The organism is Pseudomonas sp. PDNC002, from assembly GCF_016919445.1.
Taxonomy (GTDB): domain Bacteria; phylum Pseudomonadota; class Gammaproteobacteria; order Pseudomonadales; family Pseudomonadaceae; genus Pseudomonas.
In genome coordinates, this window is the sequence record NZ_CP070356.1 from 423,830 (window position 1) to 445,099 (window position 21,270).

The window sequence follows — 21,270 nt, forward strand, 5'->3', positions numbered from 1 at the left end:
TAATCAAGTGCGCAGAGATTAGCCAACGCCATCCGGCCGAAAACGCGCAATCGCCTACACGCAGCTACACTCCAGCCTCGGAAGGCTCGTACGAACGTGCCTTGACCGCCACCGGCGGCGACCGTAGCCTTGCCCCACCTCGCATCACTTTCCAGGATGAACGAATGCTGCGCAGACTCTCTCTGGCTGTCGCTGTTGCCGCTACGACAGGCTTTGCCTGGGCTGCACAGCCCGCTCCGGCCGCTATTCCTCTGCCCACCAAGACGGACCTGATCAGCGTCTATAAAGATGCCGTCGACAACAACGCCGACCTCGCCGCCGCCCAGGCCGACTACCTGGCGCGCAAGGAAGCCGTGCCCCAGGCGCGCTCCGGCCTGCTGCCGCAGATCAACGCCGGCGCCAGCACCGGGCAGACCCGTACCGCGCTGGACGAGCCCTCCGCCACGCTGAACCGCAACACCCAGTTGGTGCAGGCGAGCCTCAGCCAGCCGCTGTTCCGCGCGGACCGCTGGTTCCAGCTCAAGGCGGCCGAAAACGTCACCGAGCAGGCGCAACTGGAGTTCTCCGCGACTCAGCAGCAGCTGATCCTGCAGTCGGCAGAAAATTATTTCGGCGTGCTGCGCGCCCAGGACAACCTGGCGGCGAGCAAGGCCGAGGAAGCGGCGTTCAAGCGCCAGCTCGACCAGTCCAACGAGCGCTTCGACGTCGGCCTGTCCGACAAGACCGACGTGCTCGAATCCCAGGCCAGCTACGACACCGCACGGGCCAACCGCCTGGTCGCCGAGCAGCGCGTTGACGATGCCTTCCAGGCCCTGGTGACGCTGACCAACCGCGAATACAGCGCCATCGAAGGCATCCTGCACTCGATGCCCGTCGTGGTGCCGGTGCCCAACGACGCCAAGGCCTGGGTCGACACCTCGGTCCAGCAGAACCTGCAACTGCAGGCCAGCAACTACGCGGTCGACGCCGCCGAGGAAACCCTGCGCCAGCGCAAGGCCGGCCACCTGCCGACCCTCGACGCCGTGGCGCAGTACCAGAAGGGCGACAACGACGCCCTGGGCTTCACCAACACCGGCGTGCCGGGCGAACCGCACTACGGCAAGTACGTGGACCAGACCAGCATCGGCCTGCAACTGAGCGTGCCGATCTACAGCGGCGGCCTGACCAGCTCCCAGGTGCGCGAGTCCTACCAGCGCCTGAACCAGAGCGAGCAGTTGCGCGAAAGCCAGCGTCGCCAGGTAGTCCAGAACGCGCGCAACCAGCACCGCGCGGTGAATACCGACGTGGAAACGGTGAAGGCGCGGCGTCAGGCGATCATCTCCAACCAGAGCTCGCTGGAAGCCACCGAGATCGGTTACCAGGTCGGTACCCGCAACATCGTCGACGTGCTGGATGCCCAGCGTTCGCTGTACAACTCCGTGCGCGACTACAACAACAGCCGCTACGACTACATCCTCGACAACCTGCGCCTGAAGCAGACCGCCGGCACCCTAAGCCCGGCCGACCTGCAGGCGCTGAGCGCCTACCTGAAGCCGGACTACAACCCGGACAAGGACTTCCTGCCGCCGGACCTGGCCAAGGCCGCCGAAGAGCAGCTCAAGTCCAATCCCAAGTACTGATCCGGCCCCATGAAAAAGCCCCGCATCGCGGGGCTTTTTCTTTGGCCTGTCAGCAGGACAAGACCTGCGTTCCTCCAGATCGCGCCCCGCTTCACGCCGGGCGTACGGGTGGACTCTGTCCGCGATTGGCTGATCCACACTCCAAGCCCATCGACAGAGCCGCCGGCAAGACATCGCGGATGGAGTCCACCCCCATACAAACCTCATGCCACGCGTAGGAGCGGACCTTGTCCGCGATCGGCTGATCCATACGCCAAGCTCACCAACAGAGCCGCCGGCAAGACATCGCGGACAAGGTCCGCTCCTACACAAACCTCATGCCACTCTGTAGGAGCGGACCTTGTCCGCGATTGGCCGATCCACACGCCAAGCCCACCAACAGAACCGCAGGCAAGACATCGCGGACAAGGTCCGCTCCTACACAAACCTCATGCCACTCTGTAGGAGCGGACCTTGTCCGCGATTGGCAGCCCCACACGCCAAGCCCACCAACAGAGGGACCAACTGATCAATCGCGATACCCAGGCGCCACGCGATCCAGCATCCGCAGCAGCGCAGACCACGCCAGGTCATAACCATCCGGATCGCTCAGCTCGCCTTCGGCCAGGGGCCGCGCCGGGGCGTTGAATTGTTGCTCGGTGTGACGGCACACCTCGTCCGGGGGAATCACCAGTTCGCCGCCCGCCTGGGCCGCCAGCTGGATATCGCAGGCCTTCTCCAGGTAGTACATGCGCAGGAACGCCTGCTGCACGGTCTGTCCGACCGTCAGCAGCCCATGGTTGCGCAGCATCAGGCCCAGGTGATCACCGAGGTCGGCAACCAGCCGCTGTTGTTCATCCATCGACAGCGCGATGCCTTCGTAATCGTGGTAGCCCAGGCGGCCATAGAACTCCATGGACATCTGGTTCAGCGGCAGCAACCCGCAGGCCTGCGCCGCCACCGCGCAGCCGGCGCGGGTATGGGTGTGCAGCACGCACTGCGCATCCTCACGGGCACCGTGGATCGCGCTGTGGATGACGAAGCCCGCCGGGTTGACCTTGTACGGCGTCGGCTCCACGGCATGGCCGGACAGATCGATCTTCACCAGGCTCGACGCGGTGATCTCATCGAACATCAGCCCGTAGGGGTTGATCAGGAAATGGTGCTCGGGACCAGGGATACGCACCGAAATGTGGGTGAAGATCAGATCGGACATACGGAAATGCGCGATCAGCCGGTAGCAGGCCGCCAGCTCCTCGCGCAGCTTCCACTCCTCGGGCGAACAGGTGGCGCGGCTCGGTGCCGGCGCCTGTAGCGACGTCATGGTGCTCTCCTCTTCACAGGCAGGGACGCCGGAGCCCAAAGGCCCCGGCGCCACGGTCACGCTCTGATTATTGCGCGGCCCAGGCGTTGAAGCGTTCTTCCAGTTCCTCGCCGTGGTCAACCCAGAACTCATCGTCCATCGCCAGCCCCTGGGGCAGGTTCTGCATCGAGGTGGGTACCCAGCTGGCCAGGTCCGATGGCAGGCGTTCGGCGGCCTGCTTGTTGGTCGGACCATACGCAATGTGCTTCACGTAGTCGACTTGCGCATCGGGCTGGTTGGCGAAGGCAATGAAGCGCTTGGCGGCATCCACATGCTGCGAGCCCTTGATGATTGCCCAGTAGTCCATCCCATACAGGCTACCCGGCCAGACCAGTTGCAGGTTGCGCCCGCCCTTGTAGGCATCGGCGATGCGCCCGGTGTAGGTCGAGGTCATCACCACGTCACCGGCGGCCAGCCATTGCGCGGGTTGCGCGCCGGCTTCCCACCACTGGATGTACGGCTTGATCTGGTTCAGCTTGGCGAAGGCGCGGTCGACGCCGGCCTTGGTGCCGAGCTCCTTGTAGACGTCGGCGGGTTTCACGCCGTCGGCCATCAGGGCGAACTCCAGGTTGTAGATGGCGCGCTTGCGCAGGCCGCGCTTGCCGGGAAATTTCTTCACGTCCCAGAAATCCGCCCAGGATTGCGGCGCCAGCTTCAGCTTGTCGGCGTCGTAGGCGATGGCCACGCCCCACACCAGGGCGGCCGAACCGCAGTCCTTGGCGGCGTTGGCGATCAACTGGTCATGGCCACCGATCTGCTGCCAGTCCAGCGGCACGAACAGGCCTTCGTCGCAGCCGCGGGCGAGGTCCGGGCCCTCGATCTGCACCACGTCCCAGTCGGCGTGGCCGGTGTCGGCCATGACCTTGATGCGGGCCATTTCGCCGTTGTACTCGCTCTGGGTCACGCCGACCCCGGACTGCTTGCTGAAGGGCTGGAAGAAGGCCGCTTCCTGGGCCTTCTGGCCGGCACCACCATAACCGACCACCACCATGTTCTCGTTGGCCTGGGCACCGGCGCAGCACAATCCAAGGGCCAGCAGCAGCGGATGCAGAGCGTTCTTGCGGAAAGTCATCGGGCATACCCCATGTCGTAGGAGACCACGCGCACAGCCGCAAAGGCTGCGCGCACGCAGGACGGGCGCGCCGGAACCACGTTGCAAGAGAGACAGGGCAGAGGGAAATCGATTGCCAGCGGGTAAGCCCGCCGTGCGAGGGGGGACCGTACGTGACGGTTCATGCGCCTCTCCTCTTGTAGTTGTTGTGGAGCACGTCGCGTTGCACCCGAAAGACCTCGGGCGTGAATGAAACTACTCAGTCACTTTTAAAAAAACAAGTTGATTTTTTACTGTCGGTAAATTTCCATAGAAAGAACTTAATCAATACTCGCTTAGACAACATTGCCCGTTCCAGGAGAAGTGCCGTGTCCCAGGTCCGCCATTTCCAGCAGTCCGCCCTGCAGTTCCAGTCCTACGGTGGCGAAGCCATCGAGCGCGCCGCCATCTGTCGGCTGATCGGCCCTGCGGACAGCGAAACCATGGGCGCGGGCCTCGCCCGCTTCGACGGCGTCTCCATCGAGTGGACGGTGCTCTACGACGAGCTGATCGTGGTGCTGGAGGGCAACTTCCGCCTGCGCCTTGCCGACCAGGTGATCGAGGCCAAGCCGGGCGATGTGATCTGGGTACCCGAGCGCACGCCCCTGGCCTACGAAGGCGAGAAAGCCTGCGTGTTCTACGCCCTCTATCCGGTGGACTGGCAGGCGCGCAACGCCTAGCTGATCGACCGGCCGCGCGTCGGCGCAACTGCGTTGGAAACCGGCTCGGCATGCTCATTTACTGGAGTAAATACCGCTGCCTCTCCGGTTCCGCCTTGTTGCGCTCCAGCTCGCGCGGTCGATGTTTAGCGCTGTATCTACAACAAGAATCCGGAGTTGCCCGATGAGCCAGTTTCCCCACCTGTTCAGCCCGCTGCAGATCCGCGGCAAGGCGCTGAAGAACCGCATCATGTCCACCGGGCACGACACCTCGATGCCCACCGACAACCTGGTCAACGACCAGTTGGTGGCCTACCACACCGCCCGCGCCAAGGGCGGCGTCGGCCTGATCGTGCTGCAGGTCGCCGGCGTGCACGACAGCGCCCGCTACACCTCCCATGTGCTGATGGCCACCGATGACGAGTGCATCCCCGGCTATCGGCGCATCGCCGAGGCGTGCCACGCCGAGGGCACGGTGGTGCTGTCCCAGGTGTTCCACCCGGGCCGCGAAATCATGGAATCCAGCGACGGCCTGCTGGCCGTGGCCTATGCGCCGTCCGCCTCGCCCAACGAACGCTTCCGCGTCATGCCCCGCGAGCTGAGCCAGGCGATGATCGACGAGATCATCGAAGGCTACGCTGCCGCCGCACGGCGCCTGCACACTGCCGGCATCGACGGCGTGGAAGTGGTCGCCAGCCACGGCTACCTGCCGGCGCAGTTCCTCAATCCACGGGTGAACCGCCGCAGCGACGGCTACAACGGCGACCTCGACGCGCGCCTGCGCTTCACCCGCGAAGTGATCGCCGCCATCCGCGCCGCCACCGACGAGGATTTCATCATCGGCCTGCGCATCTCCGCCGACGAACGCGATCCCGAAGGCCTCACCGAAGACGAATCACTGCAGGGCGTCAAAGGGCTGCAGAAAGACCTGGACTACGTGCATATCGTCGCCGGCACCTCCGCCTCACTGGGCGGCGCCATCCACATCGTGCCGCCGATGGCCATCGAAGCTGCGTACCTGGCCAACGAAGCCGGCACCTTCAAGCGCAACCTGGACATCCCGCTGTTCGTCACCGGGCGCATCAACCAGCCGCAGGAGGCCGAGCTGATCGTCGCCCGCGGGCAGGCCGACGTCTGCGGCATGACCCGCGCGCTGATCTGCGACCCGCAGATGCCGAGCAAGACCGAAAGCGGCCACGTCGAGGACGTGCGCGCCTGCATCGCCTGTAACCAGGCGTGCATCGGCCATTTCCACCGCGGCTACCCGATCTCCTGCATCCAGCACCCGGAAACCGGCCGCGAACTGATCTATGCCGAACGCAATCCGGCTGCCCAGCGCAAGCGCGTGCTGGTGGTCGGCGGCGGGCCGGCGGGGATGAAAGCCGCCGCGGTCGCCGCCCAGCGCGGCCATGACGTCACCCTCTGTGAAGCCACCGCGCAGTTGGGCGGCCAGGTCAACCTCGCCCAGTTGCTGCCGCGCCGCGCGGAGTTCGGTGGTGCGTCCACCAACCTGCAGCGGGAGATGCAACTGGCCGGCGTCGAAGTGCGCCGCAACACCCGCGTCGACCGCGCGTTGGTGGAAGCCGAGCGCCCGGACGTGGTGATCGTCGCCACCGGCGCCAAACCCTATCGCCCCCCTTACGAAGAAGCCGGCGAACTGCAGGTGGTGGACGCCTGGCAGGTGCTGCGCGGCGAAGTGAAGCTCGGCCGCTCGGTGCTGGTCACCGACTGGCGCGCCGACTGGATCGCCCCCGGCATCGCCGAGCGCCTGGTGCGCGACGGCCACCAGGTGCAACTCGCCGTGAACGGCACCCACGCCGGCGAAAGCCTGCCGCTCTACGTACGCGACCACATGGCCGGCGAGTTGCACCGCCTGGGCATCAGCATCACAACCTACGCACGCCTGTACGGCGTGGACGACAGCACCGTCTACCTGCAACACACCGCCAGCGGCGAGCCAATGCTGGTGGAAAACATCGACACCCTCGTGCTCTGCCAGGGCCACCAGCCGGTGGATGAGCTGGCCGACGAGATTGCCGATCTCGCGGACGTGCGCCGCATCGGTGACTGCCTGGCACCGCGTACGGCCGAGGAAGCGATCTACGAAGGGCTGAAGGTAGGCTGGGCGATCTGATCGCCCACTGGATCAAACCGTAGGACGCATAACCCGGAACGGGTTATCCGCCCTACGGTCACGCATGGAGCGGACTCATAGCGGAAGCCTCATGCCCGTGCAGCAGAGCAAAGCGTCCACAGCCCCGGCGCATTGTTTAGAATGCTCCACGACGACATTCGCCAGGACCCTCGCCGCATGAGCCGCAAAGCCCCGCAGGAAGCACCCGCCAACGCCGAAGCGCAGTTCCTCGGCACCCGCATCCGCGGCCTGCGCAAGCGGCGCGGCATGACCCTGGCGGAGCTGGCTGAGCAGAGCGGGCTGACTGCCGGCTACATCAGCCAGCTGGAACGCAACCTGGCCTACCCGTCGATCCCGGCGCTGTTCAACATTGCCCGCAGCCTGGGCGTGACCATCCAGTGGTTCTTCGCCAGCGAAGTGCAGGTCGACCCGGCCGACGCCGGCTACGTGGTGCGGCGAAATGCCCGCACCAGCGTGCATTACGAAGATGGCATCGTCGATGAACTGCTCAGCCCGCAGCCCAGCCGCCAGCTGGAAATCCTCCACTCGAAGTTCCCGCCCGGCACCTACAGCCAGCAGAGCTACAGCCACGAGGGCGAGGAAGCCGGCTACCTGCTCAGCGGCACTTTCGAGCTGTGGGTGGGCGAGCGCTATTTCCTGCTCAATGAAGGCGACAGCTTCAGCTACTCCAGCCAGGAGCCGCACCGCTATGGCAATCCGGGGGATGTGGATGCCGTGGTGCTGTGGGTGATTACGCCGCCGACGTTCTGAGTCGGTTGCGCCGGCGGCTCACCGTTTTTCTGTAGGAGCGAGGGGGGGCGCCTAGCTCTTGCTCGCGAACCTGCCTGATGCCGGTACTGCCGGAAGAGTGTTCGCGAGCGAGCTCGCTCCTACAGACAAGATACCGGGAAGCTCTGGGTGCCACGCCTGCCCCTCACCCCAGCCCTCTCCCGGAGGGAGAGGGGGCGGATCGGCGCGCCGACGAGTAGCAGGCAGGTAGGTAAGCAGGTAAGCAGGTAAGCAGGTAAGCAGGTAAGCAGGTAAGCATCATGTCGGCGGGCTTTTTGAAAGCTGCAGCATCCGGCTGACTCGATGTGCCGCCTGACACCGAGCGGTCCCCTCTCCCCCTGGGAGAGGGTTAGGGTGAGGGAACGCCCCCGCACCGAGACCCGATCAGCCCTTGATCAACCTGCCAAGGCCATCCAGCAAACGCCCGAGCGCGCCCTGGTTGGCCTTCATCACATCCAGCCCCGCCTCGGCCATGCGTTCAGCACCATCTGGTTCATCCCAAAGCGCCGCCACAGCCACCGCCAGCGAAGGCGCATCGGCCACCTCGCGCAGTGCGCCGACGGTGCGCAATTGCGCGGCGATTTCCAGGAAGTTGAACAGGTGCGGACCGGATAGCACTGGCTTGCCCAGTGCCGCCGGCTCCAGCAGGTTGTGCCCGCCATTGGGCACCAGGCTGCCGCCGACGAAGGCAACATCGGCCAGCGCGTAGAGGAACAGCAGTTCACCCATGGTGTCGCCCAGCAGCACCTGGGTATCCGCAGCGACCAACTCGCCGGAAGAGCGACGCTGGGTACGGAAGCCTTCACGCTGGCACAGCTCGAACATCGGATTGAAGCGTTCCGGATGGCGCGGCACCAGAAGCAGCAAGGCGTCCGGATGTTTTTCCAGCAGTTGGCGATGCGCCGCCAGAACGATCTCGTCTTCGCCGGCATGGGTGCTGGCAGCGATCCAGATCGGCCGCTGCTGCGCCTGCCACTGGCCGCGTAGGTCCGTGGCGCGAATCAGTAGTTCGGGATCGATGGTCAGGTCGAACTTGATCGAACCAGTCACGCTCACACAGTCCGAGCGCGCGCCGAGCTGGCGGAAGCGTTCTGCCTCGGCCTCGGTCTGCACGGCGATCCAGCTCATCTCTTCCAGCATCGGCCGGGTCAGCCCGGCGAAGCGCGCATAGCCGCGCGCCGAGCGCTCGGACAACCGCGCGTTGGCCAGCGCCACCGGAATGCCGCGCTTGGCGCACTGGTGGATATGGTTCGGCCAAAGCTCGGTTTCCATGATCACGCCCAGCACCGGCCGCGCACGGTCGAGGAAGCGCGACGCCGCCCACGGCAAGTCGTACGGCAGGTAGCAGTGCTGCACCTCGTCGCCGAACATGGCGCGGATGCGCTCGGAGCCGGTGGGCGTCATACAGGTCACGGTGATCGGCAGGCCGGGATGGCGCTGCATCAGCGCGCGAATCATCGGCGCGGCGGCGATGCTCTCGCCCACCGACACCGCGTGCACCCAGATGCCGCCGGGCTTGAGGTCCGGCAGGCCGAAGGCGAAGCGCTCGCCGACGCGCTGGGCGTAGGCCGGCGCCTTGCGCGAACGCAGGAACAGGCGCAGCGCGACCAGCGGCAGGCCCAGGTGGAACAGCAGGGTATAGAGGGTCCGGTTCATGGCGGCGGAGAGTAGCAAATTACCCGCCCGCGCTGCTGCCCCATGGGGTGCAAACCGTTTGCGCGGGCACGTCTCGCTCGACCGTGGCACCGAAGCGCCAAGCACTTGTAGGAGCGGATCTTATCCGCGATAGCCATGGCACAGCATCGGGACTTCGCGGACAAGGTCCGCTCCTACGAAGGCGATTACACCGGTGAGGCGAGGTGTTCGGCGAAGCACTCGCCCAGCCAGTTCGCCGCCGGTCCCAGCGGCTCGTCGCGGCGCCAGACCAGCTCCACCACCAGCGGCGGCGGCGTCCAGTCGCTGGCGAGCTCCACCAGCAGCGGCTGGTACGCCGGGTACTGCGCCACGTGGGTCGGCAACCAGGCCCAACCGAGGTCGCGCATCAGCAGTTCGGCCATGGCGTAGAAGCTGTCCGCGCGCCAGACCAGCGGGCTGATCTGCTCACCGCCGGGGTAGTGGCTGTCCTGCGGGGCCATCAGCAGTTGGCGATGCCGCGCCAGCTCACGGCGGTCGGCATAGTCGAGCTTGGCCAGCTCGTGGCCGGCGCCGCACACGGTGACCATCTCGATGGTGCCCAGGCGCTGCCGCTCGAGTTGCTCCGGCATGCCCTCGTGATGGAACAGCAAGCCCAGGTCCGCACGGCGCTCCAGCAGCTTGCGCGCGACGTCGCCCTGGGCACTGCTGGAGAGCTGCACCTCCACGCTGGGGAATTCCTGCGCCAGCGCTTCCAGGCCCGACAGTACCGGCTGGTAGGGCATCGCCTCGTCCTGCGCCAGGCGCAACAGCGGCTCGGTGCCGCAAACCAGCGACCGTGCACGGCTCTCCAGGCGCTCGCACTGGCGCAGCACCTCCCGTGCCTCGTCCAGCAGCGCGCGCCCTTCGGCGGTCAGCACTGGCTGGCGGCCGCTGCTGCGCTCGAAGAGGGTTACGCCCAGGTCGCTTTCCAGCAGGGCGATGGATGAACTCACTGCCGACTGCACGCGCTGCAACTGGCGCGCTGCCGCCGAGAAGGAGGACTGATCGGCGACGCTGACGAAGAGCCGCAATTGGTCCAGGTTCCACTGCATCGCCTATCTCTCCAGCCTATCTCCAATACAGATGGGTAATGACTTTATCCCATCGCCAGGAAGACTAGAATGCCCGGCAGAATCGAACGTCAGCAGCGTGTCGCTCATACCGAGCGGCGTGTCGTTCCGGGGAGCACCCACCATGCCCGGCTATCTCTATCTTGCTATCGCCATCGTCGCCGAAGTCGTTGCCACCGCTTCGTTGAAGTCGGTCAAAGGCCTTTCCACGCCCCTGCCGCTGATCCTGGTGATCGTCGGCTATGCGATTTCTTTCTGGATGCTCACCCTGGTGGTGCGCAGCATTCCCGTGGGCATCGCCTACGCCATCTGGGCCGGCCTGGGGATCGTGCTGGTCAGCGTTGCCGCGTTGTTCCTCTACCAGCAGAAACTCGATACCGCCGCCGTGCTGGGGATGTGCATGATCGTCAGCGGCGTGGTGGTCATCCAGTTGTTCTCCCGCACCGCAGGCCATTAAAGAGGCTGAGTAGCTGACGGCCAGCTCTGAAGAGCCCCTCACCCTAACCCTGGCTGCGCGCCCCGCCCCTCAAGCGGGAGAGGGGACCGTTCGACACGAAGTGAAAACTCGGTATCAGCCGGCACAGACGGCTCCCTCTCTCTGAGGAGCGGGGCGCGCAGCCAGGGCTGGGGTGAGGGCAACGACGGCTGGTCGCGGCCTACAAGGGTTATACTGCGCGCTTCGTTTTCCCCACGAGGCGCTTTCATGTCCGAATCCCTGAGCACCGACATCCTCATCGTCGGCGGCGGCATCGCCGGTCTCTGGCTCAATGCCCGCCTGCGTCGCGCCGGCTTTTCCACCGTGCTGGTGGAGAACGCCGCGCTGGGCGGCGTGCAGAGCATGCGCTCGCAGGGGATCATCCATGGCGGCACCAAGTACGCGCTGCACGGCGCGCTGACCGGCGCCTCGGAAGCCATCGCCGACATGCCCGCACTGTGGCGCGACTGCCTGGCCGGCACTGGTGAAGTGGACCTGCGTGGCGTACGGGTACTCTCCGACGCCCACTACCTGTGGTCCCCGGGCGGCCTCGCCGGCAACCTTACCAGCTTCTTCGCCAGCAAGGCGGTACGCAGCCGCGTCGCCCAGGTAAAAGGCAGCGACCTGCCGCCGGCGCTGCAGGACAAAGCCTTCAAGGGCAAGGCCTACCGCCTCACCGAACTGGTGCTGGACGTGCCCAGCCTGGTTGCGCGCCTCGCCGAACTGGCCGGTGACAGCCTGCTGGCCGGCGAACGTATCGAAGCCCTGCGCGAAGGCGACAAGCTGGTCGGCCTGCGCGTAGACGGCCGTGAGATCCGCGCCCAGCGCGTGGTGCTCAGCGCCGGCGCCGGCAACGAGGCGCTGCTGCGCGAGCTGGGCCTGGAGCGCCCGGAGATGCAACGCCGCCCGCTGCACATGGTGCTGGTCACCGCGCCGACCCTGAAACCGCTCTACGCCCACTGTCTCGGCGGCGGGCCGAAACCGCGCGTCACCGTCACCACCCATCCGCTGAGCAATGGCGACTGGGTCTGGTACCTGGGCGGCGACATCGCCGAAGCCGGCGGCGTGGCACGTAGCGAGACCGAGCAGATTGCTGAAGCGCAGCGCGAGCTGCACAAACTGGTGCCCTGGATCGACCTCTCCGCCGCACGCTGGGCCACCCTGCGCGTGGACCGCGCCGAGCCCTCGCAGAACAACCTGCTGCGTCCGGACAGCGCCTTCCTCGCCGAGGACGGCGCGCTGCTGGTCGGCTGGCCGACCAAGCTGGCGCTGGCGCCGAACTTCGCCGATCGCGTGCTGGAATCCCTGGAGAAGAGCGGCCTCCGCCCGCAGGCCAGCGCCACGCTGCCCGAACTGCCGCGGCCGGCCCCGGCTCGTCCGGTCTGGGAGGAACTGTTCGGATGAAAACCCTGCACCACCTGCACCGCCCGCTGGGCAGCACCGGCCTGAACGTCTCGCCGCTGGGCCTGGGCACCGTGAAGCTCGGCCGCGACCAGGGCGTGAAGTACCCCGCCGGCTTTCGCATCCCCGATGACCGCGAGGCCGCCGACCTGATCGCCCTGGCCCGCGACCTGGGTATCAACCTGATCGACACCGCACCGGCCTATGGCCGCAGCGAGGAGCGCCTCGGCCCGCTGCTGCGCGGCCAGCGTGACCAATGGGTGATCGTCAGCAAGACCGGCGAAGAGTTCGTCGGCGGCCAGTCGCAGTTCGACTTCAGCGCCGCCCACACGCGCCGCTCGGTCGAACGCAGCCTCCAGCGCCTGGAGACCCACTACATCGACCTGGTGCTGGTGCATTCCGACGGCAACGACCTGGACATCCTGCGCGGCACCGAGGTCTACGCGACCCTGGAGCGCCTTAAGGACGAAGGGCTGATCCGCGGCTTCGGCTTCTCCGGCAAGACCGCTGACGGTGGCCTGCTGGCCCTGGAGCGCGGCGACTGCGCGATGGTCACCTATAACCTCAACGAGCAGGCGGAAAAGCCAGTGATCGACCATGCCCTGGCCCATGGCCGCGGCATCCTGATCAAGAAGGCCCTGGCCAGCGGCCATGCCACCCTGGCACCGGGTGTCGACCCGGTACGCGCCAGCTTCGAGCTGGTGCTGGGCCATCCCGGTGTCGCCAGCGCCATCGTCGGCACCATCAATCCGCTGCATCTTGCCCACAACGTGAACGTCGCCGCCGAGGTGCTCGACCGCTGATCGGCAGACGCTGTACGGTCATGTGGATTGCGTATTCCTGTGCCATGCTCCAGATCCCCCGGCGAAAACCGTGGGCATAGAAAATGTCGCCAGCCGGCGATTCCCAGACAAAACATCCGGAATCGCCAAGCCTTTCAGGGAAAAATCCGGAAATCCTTTTGATTTTCGATGACACCAGGATCGGTGTCAGGCTGTCTAGGTTGTAGCGACCCCGTAAAGAACGATCGGCCGGACCGTCCCCACCAGACGGTCAGCGTTCGCGTCGGCGTCGCCCACTAGCTGCCACTAGAAAGGGACGCGCCAGCGCAACCCGGTGCCCTGTACGACTAGGCCCTGCAAGAAAAGGAAGCCCACATGCCCCGTACGCTCGCCCGCAAGGACCCGACCGCCTTCAAGACCCTGCCGTTGCTGGTGGAAGCCAGCGCGGAAAGCATCACCTACCAGACCCTCGGCAAGCCCCTGAACTTCGCCCAGGTCCTGGAGAAACGCCGCCCTATCGAGATCCACGAGACCGAACGCTTTACCACCGAATTGGCCAATCTCGGCGTCTCGGTGCGCCTGACCTTGAATTACCAGGGCCGCGACCACTGGATCCTGGTGCGCCAGCGCCGCCTGGACCGTGGCGACACCGTGCTCAAGCTGATTTCCGGCTACGTACCGGCCCACGAACTGAACCTGCCGCTGCTCACCGCGATCCAGGAAGTGGCCGAGGAATGCCTGGTGGAAACCGCCGACGGCTGGCTCGGCGGGCGCTTCGGCGACACCTGGCTGCCAACGCCCTACGAGGGCATCCTGCGCTACCGCGAAAGCAGTCACTTCTCGCTCACCCCGCTGTCCGGCGCCTCGCGCCCCGTACAGGCCGGCGCACTGCGCCTGCTGGAGCGCCCGCAAGCCTATGTGCACTTGCCGACTGCGTCGCTGCAGCTGGTCTATGACCTGCGCATGGAACTGCCCAAGGATGCCCGCGAGGTCAGCCTGTTCCATGTCGACGAGAAACTCGAAAGCGGGCCGCTGGTGGCGCGCCTGGACCGCCGTCGTCCGGACCTCTACTTACTGCCGCTGGAACACGGCCAGCCGACCGGTGAGCTGTTCACCTTGAGCAAGGGCGAACTGCGCAAGGCCGGCACCCGTGGCCTGTGGCTATCGGAAAGCTTCGCCGAGCAGGATGGCTGGCTGGTGCGCGAAGAGCGCATCCGTTTCCGCGAATGGATGGAGCAGTGGCCGCCCGCCGCCGGCAATGCCGGCAGCGGGCGACGCACGGCCTGAGGCCGTACCTGATCCGGCCGGGTAACGGATGAATTGGCGCTAGCCGACTTAGCCGGCCTTCCGGCCGGATCGCGGACAAGGTCCGCTCCTACGGGCGAACGCTACGACCGTAGGAGCAACTGTCTTCTTCCGGTGAATACTTTCCCCTCACCCAAGCGCAGAAGCATCTCGTAGGAGCGGACCTTGTCCGCGATAAACGGTCAAAGACCGTTCTATTTCAGCTGACTGGAGCTCTTGCCCAGCAACCGCCGCGCCACGATCAGCAACTGAATCTGCTGGGTACCCTCGAAGATGTCGAGGATCTTCGAATCCCGCGCCCACTTCTCCAGCAAATCCTCTTCCCCATACCCCAACGCCCCCGCCAGCTCGACGCACTTGAGCGTCACCTCGTTGGCCACCCGCCCGGCCTTGGCCTTGGCGATCGAAGCCTCCTTGGAGTTGGGCTGGCGGTTGTCAGCCATCCACGCCGCCTTCAGGGTCAGCAGACGCGCCGCTTCCCATTCGGCTTCCAGGCGATACAGCGTGGCCTCGGCGTGGCTGGCGCTGAGGAGCGGCTGGCGATAGTCGAATCGGCAGCCGGCCCTCTTCAGCAACTCGCGAGTGCGGTCCAGCGAGGCCTTGGCCACGCCGATAGCCATGGCGGCCACCAGCGGACGGGTGTTGTCGAAGGTTTCCATCACCCCGGCAAAGCCCTTCTGCACGTCGATCTCGGCATTGCCCAGCAGATTGGCGGCCGGCACGCGGCAATCGGTGAAGCTGATGGAGGCGGTGTCCGAGGCCTTGATCCCGAGCTTCTTCTCCAGCCGGGTGACGGTCATGCCCGGCGTGCCCTTCTCTACCACGAAGGACTTGATCGCCGCGCGCCCCAGGCTCTTGTCCAGGGTCGCCCAGACCACCACCGCATCGGCGCGAGCGCCGGAGGTAACGAAGATCTTCTCGCCGTTGAGCACATAGTGATCACCATCGCGAGTGGCGCTGGTGCGGATCGCTGCCGAGTCCGAGCCGCAGCCCGGCTCAGTGATGGCCATGGCCGCCCAGGTGCCGGAGAAGCGTTTGAGCTGCTCCTCGTTGGCTACCGCGGCGATGGCGGCGTTGCCCAACCCCTGGCGCGGCATGGCCAGCAACAGGCCGGTGTCGCCCCAGCACATTTCCATCACGCCCAGGCAGGCGGAGAGGTTGCCACCGTTCTTCACGCCCTCCTCCGCGCCGGCCTTGCGCTTGCTGGCCGATGTGGCGCCGACGGCGTCCGGCGAGCCGGCGTTCATGCCATCCAGCAGTGCGGCGAGCAGGTCCAGTTCCTTGGGATAGGCGTGCTCGGCCTTGTCATACTTGCGCGAAATCGGCCGCAGGTAGTTCTCGGCGACCTGGCGTGCCTGGTTCTGCAAGGTGCGGAATTTCTTCGGTGTCTCGAGATACATGCAAAGCTCCTTACAGATGCAGGCCGCCAGCCATCAGCGAAATCGCGCGCAGGTCGCGGTACCAGCGTTCGGCCGGATGTTCCTGGGTGAAACCGTGGCCGCCGAGCAGTTGCACGGCGTCGGTACCGATCTTCATCGCCTTCTCGGCGCAGAGCAGCTTGGCCAGGTAGGCCTCGCGGTGGAACGCCTGGCCGCGCTCGGCCAGCGCGCAGGCGCGCCAGACCATCAGGCGCATGGCGTCCAGCTCGATGGCGATGTCCGCGACCATGAAGGCCACACCCTGGCGATGGCTGATCGGCTCGCCGAACGCTTCGCGCTCGTTGCAGTAGGTGATCACGTAATCCAGAGCAGCCTGCCCGGTGCCCACGGCCAACGCACACCAGGCCAGCGCGGTGTAATCGAGGAAGGATTGATAGTCGAAGCGCTCCGCCGCCAGCCGTTGCTCGGCCGGGACCTTCACACTCTTGAAGCGAACTCGCGCGGTGCCGGTGGCCTTGAGACCCATGGCCGGCTCGGGGCGCACTTCGACGCCCTTGGCGCGGGTGTCGACGAGGAACAGCGCCGGGCCGTCGCCGGCATCGGCCGCAACGATCAGCTTCTGTGCGTCCACGCCGCGAACGACCAGGCACTTCTCGCCGGAGAGCGTGTAGCTCGAACCGCGCTTGCGGGCCTTGGTGGACAGGCGCTGCGGGTCAGCCAGCAGCTGCGGCTCGTTCACCGCAATGGCGATCAGCGGCGCCGCTTCGTCGGCAACGAAGGCCGGCAGCCAACGCGCCTGTTGCTCCGGCGAAGCCCAGCGGCGAATGCAGTTGGCGGCGGACAGCGGCACCAGCAATGCGGCGGCCAGGCTCAGGTCGCCACGGGCGAGGGATTCGGCGATCAGCGCATTGGTCACGACGGTGCGCTCTCCGGCCATGCCGCCGTGCACTTCGCTGACACCGTAGTGGGTCAGCCCCAGCTCCTGCGCCTGGGCCAGCAGCTCAAGGCTGAGATTGGCCTTGGCATCGGCTTCGTGGGCGGCCGGGCGCAGCACTTCGGCGGCGAAGCCTTCGAGCATCTCCACCAGCATCTGCTGCTCGTCAGACAGCGACAGGTCGAACAGCCCGTCCGGGTCGGCCTTGCGCGGGGTCTTGGGCTGCTTGGCAGCGCGCTCGCTGGCCAGCCGGAAGCCGGTGCGGCTGCCGCTGTAGAGCAGTCTTTCGAAAGGTTTGCGCAGCTTGAGTCGATCCGGCCAGTCGGCCTGGGCAACTCGGTTCAGCACGGCCAGGGCGCGGCCCTGCACGTCGGTGGTCATGGCATCTCGCTCCGCGGAGGGTGGATGCCCCGATCATGCGCCGGGAAATGGCGGGGGAACCATGACCGCTTTGCCGTTGGTCGCTGGCAGAGCGGTCAGTGGGGAGCAACCGGGACGATGGGTGCCCGGGACTCCCCCTCACCCTAGCCCTCTCCCGGGGGGAGAGGGGACCGTTCGGTGCAGGATGAGGTAGTAGCGTCAGTCGGCACGGTCAGCTCCCTCTCCCCCCCGGGAGAGGGCTGGGGTGGGGGGACGCCATGGATTCAAGAGATCAACCCTGGTGGCGGATCTTTTCGACGATGGCGGTGGTGGAGCTGTTCTCCACCAGCCCCAGCACGCGGACTTCGCCGCCGTAGGCCTTGACGATGTCGGCACCGACTACCTGCTCGACGCCATAGTCGCCACCTTTCACCAGCACATCCGGACGGACTTCAGTAAGCAGACGCTCGGGGGTGTCTTCGCCGAAGCTGACGACCCAGTCCACTGCGCCGAGGCCGGCGAGTACGGCCATGCGGCGGTCGACGCTGTTGATCGGGCGGCCCGGGCCTTTCAGGCGGGTCACCGAACCGTCGTCATTGACCCCGACGATCAGGCGGTCACCCTGGGCGCGCGCCTGTTCCAGGTAGGTCACGTGACCGGCGTGGAGGATGTCGAAGCAGCCATTGGTGAAGACGATCTTCTCGCCGTGGGCGCGGGCGTCCTCGATGGCCAGCAGCAGCTGGTCAAGGCTCAGCACGCCACGCTCGGAGCCTTGCTCGCGCTGCACGGCGCGGCGCAGTTCCGGGGCGCTGATGGCGGCGGTGCCCAGCTTGCCGACGACAATGCCGGCGGCGAGGTTGGCCAGGGCCACGGCCTGCGGCAGGTCTTCACCGGCGGCGATGGCGCCGGCCAGGGTGGAAATCACGGTGTCGCCGGCGCCGGTGACGTCGAACACTTCACGGGCGCGGGCCGGCAGGTGCAGGGCGCTGTGGCCGGGGCGCAGCAGGGTCATGCCGTGTTCGCCGCGGGTGACCAGCAGCGCACCGAGCTCCAGCTCGGTCATCAGTTGCTGGCCCTTGGCGACCAGGTCGGCCTCGTCGACGCAGCGGCCGACGATGGCTTCGAATTCGGAGAGGTTCGGGGTGATCAGACTGGCGCCACGGTAGATGGCGAAGTCCTTGCCCTTGGGATCGGCCAGTACCGGAATGCCACGCTGGCGGGCGGCCTGGATCAGCGCCTGGTGGTTCTTCAGCGCGCCCTTGCCGTAGTCGGAAAGCACCAGCACGCGGACCTGGTCCAGCAGCGCCTCGACATCGGCAGACAAGGCCACGGCGTCAGTGCGGAAAGCTTCCTCGAAGTCCACGCGCAGCAGTTGCTGGTGGCGGCTCATGACCCGCAGCTTGACGATGGTCGGCTGCCCGGCGATGCGCTGGAAGCGGGTGGTCACACCCACGGCCTGCAGGCTGTCGCTCAGGCTGTCGGCGGCTTCGTCGACGCCAGTGACGCCGACCAGGAAGGCGGGAGCGCCCAGGGCAGCGAGGTTCAGCGCGACGTTGGCGGCGCCACCGGGGCGGTCCTCATGCTGCTCGACCCGCACCACGGGCACCGGCGCCTCGGGCGAGATGCGCGAGGTCGCGCCGTGCCAGTAGCGGTCGAGCATCACGTCGCCTACCACCAGCACAGGGGCCTGATCGAATCGGGGCATGGTCAATTTCATGGGAACTCCGCAGGTCGAAATCGCCGCGGATAATACCATAGCCGCCCGGTGCGACTTGCGCCGGTCAGGGCAGTTTGCGCACCCAGAACAGCTCGTGGCGACGCACCGCCTTGCGGAAGAACTCGTCGTCGCCAGTAGCCGGCCACTGGCGCCCGGCGAGCACGCGCTGGATCAGCCGGCGCAGGCGTTTCTTGCCGGTGAGCGGGGTCTGCAGGTCATGCTGCAGGGCCAGCGCCTGGGCCTTGTCGATGCGCGTCGCGGCATCCAGCACCGGACTCCACAGCGGGTCGGCCGGCAATGCCTCGATACAAGGAGGCAGGGCGATGCCACCATCGGCCGGGCCCATGGGCCAGCGGTCGTTGTCGTGCAGATGGTTGGCGTAGAGCAGCAGGGTCTGCGACTTCCAGCTGCTGCGCTCGATGGCCTCCAGCGTCGCGCGGGTGGCGTGGACGTGATCGGCGTGCGGGTCCAGCTCCGGATGGGCGGTGAGGATGACCTCCGGGCGGATGTGCTCGATCAGCGAGGTCAGGTCAGCCACCAGGTTGAGCCAGGTTGGCGCGCCATCGGAATCGCCCGGCAGGGTCAGCGCATTGAAGCCACGAGCCGGCCGGATATCGTTCTCGCCCGACTCACGAGAGCCGAATGCCTTGCTCGGTTCCGCCGCCATCGCCGGCAGTTGCAGGCAGTAGTAGCCCAGCTGCACGCAACGCTCGGCAGGCACGCCGCCCCACAGCGGCGCGGCAATGCTGTCCCAGGTGCGCAGGCGGCCTTTCAGGCGCGCGGCAGCGGCCTTGTCCAGGCCCAGTCGCTGATAATGCTCGGCTTCGATCTCGCCCTGGGTCAGGGTGACGATCCAGGCGTCGGGGCAACGGCTGTATTGGCCGAAGGCAGCCAGTTCGGCATCGTCGGCGTGGGGCGCGATGATCAGCAGGCGTTGTCGGGCGTAATCGGGATTGTGGAAGGCGTGCAGCACGCCCTGCTGCGCCAGGCGGCAATGCCGGCTGCGAATGCGCAGATGGCCACTGCGAAGAGCTTCGCCCTGGCCGGACAGGTTGATATAGCGCTTGCCGCTGACGCCGCGCTCGAAGTCCTGGCGGTCACTCCCGACGCCTTCGATCAGCACCTGCGGATCGAGCCAGCTCCCCAGCAGCGAGGCCTTCACCTCGATCTCCAGCACCAGCGTCTCTTCGTCCCCCGGCAGCGCATCGGCGGCAATGTGCAGGCCGTGCGGACCAAGGAATACCGGCAGGGCGACGGAGCCCTCGGGGAAGTCGTAGCGGTAGTCGTCGCGCGGCGAGTAGAACAGGTGATCGGCGAACCACGCCTCATGGGCGACCCAGCCGAGCAACACGGCCAGCGGCACACTCCACCAGGGCGCGAAGATACCCAGCAGGATCAGCGCCAGCAGGGCGACGAGCAGGACCACGCGCTTCTTGCGACGGTGCTGTTTGAGCAGTTGCTGTTTACGCCCGGTCACGCCGGTTCTCCCTCAAGACCAATCGCGGACGAAGTCCGCTTACGGGAAAGATCGACACTCTTGCCGCCCTCTCCCTGAAGAGAGAGGGAGCATTCCGTGCCGGCTGACACCACACCTTCATACAGCGCCGATCCAGTCCCTCTCCCTTCAGGGAGAGGGCGTTTCAGACCTGGAACACCGGCACGCGGTGGCACCATCGGTCCTTGTATTCGCGGTCGGCCCGGCCAAAGGAATAGCGCAGCGGTTTGCCCAGCGCCTCCGCCTCGGCCCAGGCCTCTTGCGTGTTGACGAAACTGAGCACGCTACCGGGACTGAAGTTGCGATTCTCCGGGGCGACGCCGCCGTTGATGTACTCCACGCTGACCCATTTCGGCGCCTCGACCCGATAGAGAATCTGGATCGCCACCGGCTCGCCGTCCAGGCGCACCACGGAGCCACGCATGAACTCGCGCATCAGGGTGAAGACGTCGGCCAACCGCGCCTTGCCCGGCACCTCGAACTCCCAGCGGCGCTGGAACAGGTCGGCGTAGATGCGCGCCTGTTCCTCGGGGCTCAGTTCGCTCATGGGCTGCAGCACGCCGCCCGCCTCTTCCAGCAGGCGCTGCTCGCGACGCTGGTTGTAGCGAAATTTCTTCGAGAAATCGGCCGGCGCGCGGTTCATCGCCAACTGCTCGGGCTGCTCGCGGGCATCGCTCACCTGCTCGCGATTCAGCTCGGAGAGGTAGCGCACCTGGTGGCGCAACTCGATGCGCGCGCCCTCGGCGATCGGCAGGATGATCTCGGCATTGCCCAGGTCGAACAGCGCCTTCTTGCCTTCGCGCTTGAGCACGTCCTTGGACAGCGCCAGGTTGCGCCCCCAGGTCGGCACGGCGGCGCACAGTTCGTCACCCTCGAACCAGCCCAGGTAACGCACTGGAATACCGGCCAGGCCGGCGAGGCGCTCGACCACGTCCGGGTGGGTGGCGACGCTGCCGCCGAAGCGCTGCCAGGCGGCGGCATAGTCGGCCGCCGCAATGGATGTCCAGCCGCGTTCGCGGAAGACTCGCAGGCGGTTCAGCATGGA

General features: G+C 66.4%; 17 protein-coding genes. 8 read left to right on the forward strand and 9 right to left on the reverse strand.

The genetic code is table 11. The features are described from left to right. The first annotated feature begins 164 nt into the window (after positions 1 to 164). Complete coding sequence (locus JVX91_RS02040; protein WP_205337793.1) at positions 165 to 1,619, forward strand: TolC family outer membrane protein; 1,455 nt, start codon at positions 165 to 167, stop codon at positions 1,617 to 1,619. A gap of 508 nt (positions 1,620 to 2,127) precedes the next feature. Here the strand turns inward: JVX91_RS02040 and JVX91_RS02045 are convergent. Then, positions 2,128 to 2,922, reverse strand: a complete 795-nt coding sequence (locus tag JVX91_RS02045; RefSeq protein WP_205337794.1) for a class II aldolase/adducin family protein — start codon at positions 2,920 to 2,922, stop codon at positions 2,128 to 2,130. Positions 2,923 to 2,989: 67 nt separating this feature from the next. Continuing rightward, positions 2,990 to 4,033, reverse strand: coding sequence for an ABC transporter substrate-binding protein (locus tag JVX91_RS02050; protein WP_205337795.1), 1,044 nt, complete (start codon positions 4,031 to 4,033; stop codon positions 2,990 to 2,992). Between the two features lie 347 nt (positions 4,034 to 4,380). Here JVX91_RS02050 and JVX91_RS02055 point away from each other — a divergent pair, with 347 nt between their 5' ends. The 3 genes from JVX91_RS02055 (at position 4,381) to JVX91_RS02065 (ending at position 7,615) form a co-directional block, all read left to right on the forward strand. Beyond that, complete coding sequence (locus JVX91_RS02055; protein ID WP_205337796.1) at positions 4,381 to 4,731, forward strand: cupin domain-containing protein; 351 nt, start codon at positions 4,381 to 4,383, stop codon at positions 4,729 to 4,731. Positions 4,732 to 4,894: 163 nt separating this feature from the next. Continuing rightward, the gene (locus JVX91_RS02060) at positions 4,895 to 6,844 is read left to right on the forward strand and encodes an FAD-dependent oxidoreductase (protein ID WP_205337797.1); all 1,950 of its coding nucleotides are present in this window, start codon (positions 4,895 to 4,897) and stop codon (positions 6,842 to 6,844) included. 177 nt (positions 6,845 to 7,021) lie between these two features. Next, on the forward strand, positions 7,022 to 7,615 hold the full coding sequence (locus JVX91_RS02065) for a cupin domain-containing protein (protein ID WP_205337798.1): 594 nt from the start codon (positions 7,022 to 7,024) through the stop codon (positions 7,613 to 7,615). A gap of 402 nt (positions 7,616 to 8,017) precedes the next feature. On the opposite strand, the gene waaA is transcribed toward JVX91_RS02065, so the two are convergent. Then, positions 8,018 to 9,289 (reverse strand): lipid IV(A) 3-deoxy-D-manno-octulosonic acid transferase, encoded by a 1,272-nt coding sequence (gene waaA / locus JVX91_RS02070; RefSeq protein WP_205337799.1) that lies wholly within the window; start codon positions 9,287 to 9,289, stop codon positions 8,018 to 8,020. A 185-nt stretch (positions 9,290 to 9,474) separates the two neighbouring features. After that, complete coding sequence (locus JVX91_RS02075) at positions 9,475 to 10,359, reverse strand: LysR family transcriptional regulator (protein WP_205337800.1); 885 nt, start codon at positions 10,357 to 10,359, stop codon at positions 9,475 to 9,477. A gap of 142 nt (positions 10,360 to 10,501) precedes the next feature. On the opposite strand from JVX91_RS02075, the gene JVX91_RS02080 reads away from it, so the two are divergent. From JVX91_RS02080 to JVX91_RS02095, 4 genes are all read left to right on the forward strand, one after another. Then, positions 10,502 to 10,834, forward strand: coding sequence for a multidrug efflux SMR transporter (locus JVX91_RS02080; RefSeq protein WP_045216137.1), 333 nt, complete (start codon positions 10,502 to 10,504; stop codon positions 10,832 to 10,834). Positions 10,835 to 11,080: 246 nt separating this feature from the next. Then, complete coding sequence (locus tag JVX91_RS02085; protein WP_205337801.1) at positions 11,081 to 12,256, forward strand: FAD-dependent oxidoreductase; 1,176 nt, start codon at positions 11,081 to 11,083, stop codon at positions 12,254 to 12,256. Next, the gene (locus JVX91_RS02090) at positions 12,253 to 13,056 is read left to right on the forward strand and encodes an aldo/keto reductase (protein ID WP_205337802.1); all 804 of its coding nucleotides are present in this window, start codon (positions 12,253 to 12,255) and stop codon (positions 13,054 to 13,056) included. Before JVX91_RS02085 ends, JVX91_RS02090 begins: the two co-directional genes overlap by 4 nt. A gap of 354 nt (positions 13,057 to 13,410) precedes the next feature. Next, positions 13,411 to 14,322 carry a metal ABC transporter ATPase gene (locus JVX91_RS02095; protein ID WP_205337803.1) on the forward strand — a complete coding sequence of 304 codons (912 nt, stop codon included), beginning with the start codon at positions 13,411 to 13,413 and terminating at the stop codon, positions 14,320 to 14,322. A gap of 212 nt (positions 14,323 to 14,534) precedes the next feature. Here the strand turns inward: JVX91_RS02095 and JVX91_RS02100 are convergent, their stop codons facing one another. The 5 genes from JVX91_RS02100 to JVX91_RS02120 form a co-directional block, all read right to left on the reverse strand. Further along, on the reverse strand, positions 14,535 to 15,740 hold the full coding sequence (locus JVX91_RS02100) for an acyl-CoA dehydrogenase family protein (RefSeq protein WP_205337804.1): 1,206 nt from the start codon (positions 15,738 to 15,740) through the stop codon (positions 14,535 to 14,537). Between the two features lie 10 nt (positions 15,741 to 15,750). Continuing rightward, positions 15,751 to 17,034, reverse strand: a complete 1,284-nt coding sequence (locus JVX91_RS02105; protein ID WP_205337805.1) for an acyl-CoA dehydrogenase family protein — start codon at positions 17,032 to 17,034, stop codon at positions 15,751 to 15,753. Positions 17,035 to 17,305: 271 nt separating this feature from the next. Continuing rightward, positions 17,306 to 18,730 (reverse strand): bifunctional D-glycero-beta-D-manno-heptose-7-phosphate kinase/D-glycero-beta-D-manno-heptose 1-phosphate adenylyltransferase HldE, encoded by a 1,425-nt coding sequence (gene hldE / locus JVX91_RS02110; RefSeq protein WP_205337806.1) that lies wholly within the window; start codon positions 18,728 to 18,730, stop codon positions 17,306 to 17,308. A 64-nt stretch (positions 18,731 to 18,794) separates the two neighbouring features. Then, positions 18,795 to 20,207, reverse strand: coding sequence for a PIG-L family deacetylase (locus tag JVX91_RS02115; protein WP_205337807.1), 1,413 nt, complete (start codon positions 20,205 to 20,207; stop codon positions 18,795 to 18,797). A 163-nt stretch (positions 20,208 to 20,370) separates the two neighbouring features. Continuing rightward, the gene (locus JVX91_RS02120) at positions 20,371 to 21,267 is read right to left on the reverse strand and encodes a GNAT family N-acetyltransferase (protein WP_205337808.1); all 897 of its coding nucleotides are present in this window, start codon (positions 21,265 to 21,267) and stop codon (positions 20,371 to 20,373) included. Positions 21,268 to 21,270 lie beyond the last annotated feature (3 nt).

What these genes read in the sequence shown, in the direction of transcription:
- JVX91_RS02040 (WP_205337793.1), top strand. Translation starts at nt 165, where the DNA reads ATGCTGCGCAGACTCTCTCTGGCTGTCGCTGTTGCCGCTACGACAGGC.
- JVX91_RS02045 (WP_205337794.1), bottom strand. Translation starts at nt 2,922, where the DNA reads ATGACGTCGCTACAGGCGCCGGCACCGAGCCGCGCCACCTGTTCGCCC.
- JVX91_RS02050 (WP_205337795.1), bottom strand. Translation starts at nt 4,033, where the DNA reads ATGACTTTCCGCAAGAACGCTCTGCATCCGCTGCTGCTGGCCCTTGGA.
- JVX91_RS02060 (WP_205337797.1), top strand. Translation starts at nt 4,895, where the DNA reads ATGAGCCAGTTTCCCCACCTGTTCAGCCCGCTGCAGATCCGCGGCAAG.
- JVX91_RS02065 (WP_205337798.1), top strand. Translation starts at nt 7,022, where the DNA reads ATGAGCCGCAAAGCCCCGCAGGAAGCACCCGCCAACGCCGAAGCGCAG.
- waaA (WP_205337799.1), bottom strand. Translation starts at nt 9,289, where the DNA reads ATGAACCGGACCCTCTATACCCTGCTGTTCCACCTGGGCCTGCCGCTG.
- JVX91_RS02075 (WP_205337800.1), bottom strand. Translation starts at nt 10,359, where the DNA reads ATGCAGTGGAACCTGGACCAATTGCGGCTCTTCGTCAGCGTCGCCGAT.
- JVX91_RS02080 (WP_045216137.1), top strand. Translation starts at nt 10,502, where the DNA reads ATGCCCGGCTATCTCTATCTTGCTATCGCCATCGTCGCCGAAGTCGTT.
- JVX91_RS02085 (WP_205337801.1), top strand. Translation starts at nt 11,081, where the DNA reads ATGTCCGAATCCCTGAGCACCGACATCCTCATCGTCGGCGGCGGCATC.
- JVX91_RS02090 (WP_205337802.1), top strand. Translation starts at nt 12,253, where the DNA reads ATGAAAACCCTGCACCACCTGCACCGCCCGCTGGGCAGCACCGGCCTG.
- JVX91_RS02095 (WP_205337803.1), top strand. Translation starts at nt 13,411, where the DNA reads ATGCCCCGTACGCTCGCCCGCAAGGACCCGACCGCCTTCAAGACCCTG.
- JVX91_RS02100 (WP_205337804.1), bottom strand. Translation starts at nt 15,740, where the DNA reads ATGTATCTCGAGACACCGAAGAAATTCCGCACCTTGCAGAACCAGGCA.
- JVX91_RS02105 (WP_205337805.1), bottom strand. Translation starts at nt 17,034, where the DNA reads ATGACCACCGACGTGCAGGGCCGCGCCCTGGCCGTGCTGAACCGAGTT.
- hldE (WP_205337806.1), bottom strand. Translation starts at nt 18,730, where the DNA reads ATGAAATTGACCATGCCCCGATTCGATCAGGCCCCTGTGCTGGTGGTA.
- JVX91_RS02120 (WP_205337808.1), bottom strand. Translation starts at nt 21,267, where the DNA reads ATGCTGAACCGCCTGCGAGTCTTCCGCGAACGCGGCTGGACATCCATT.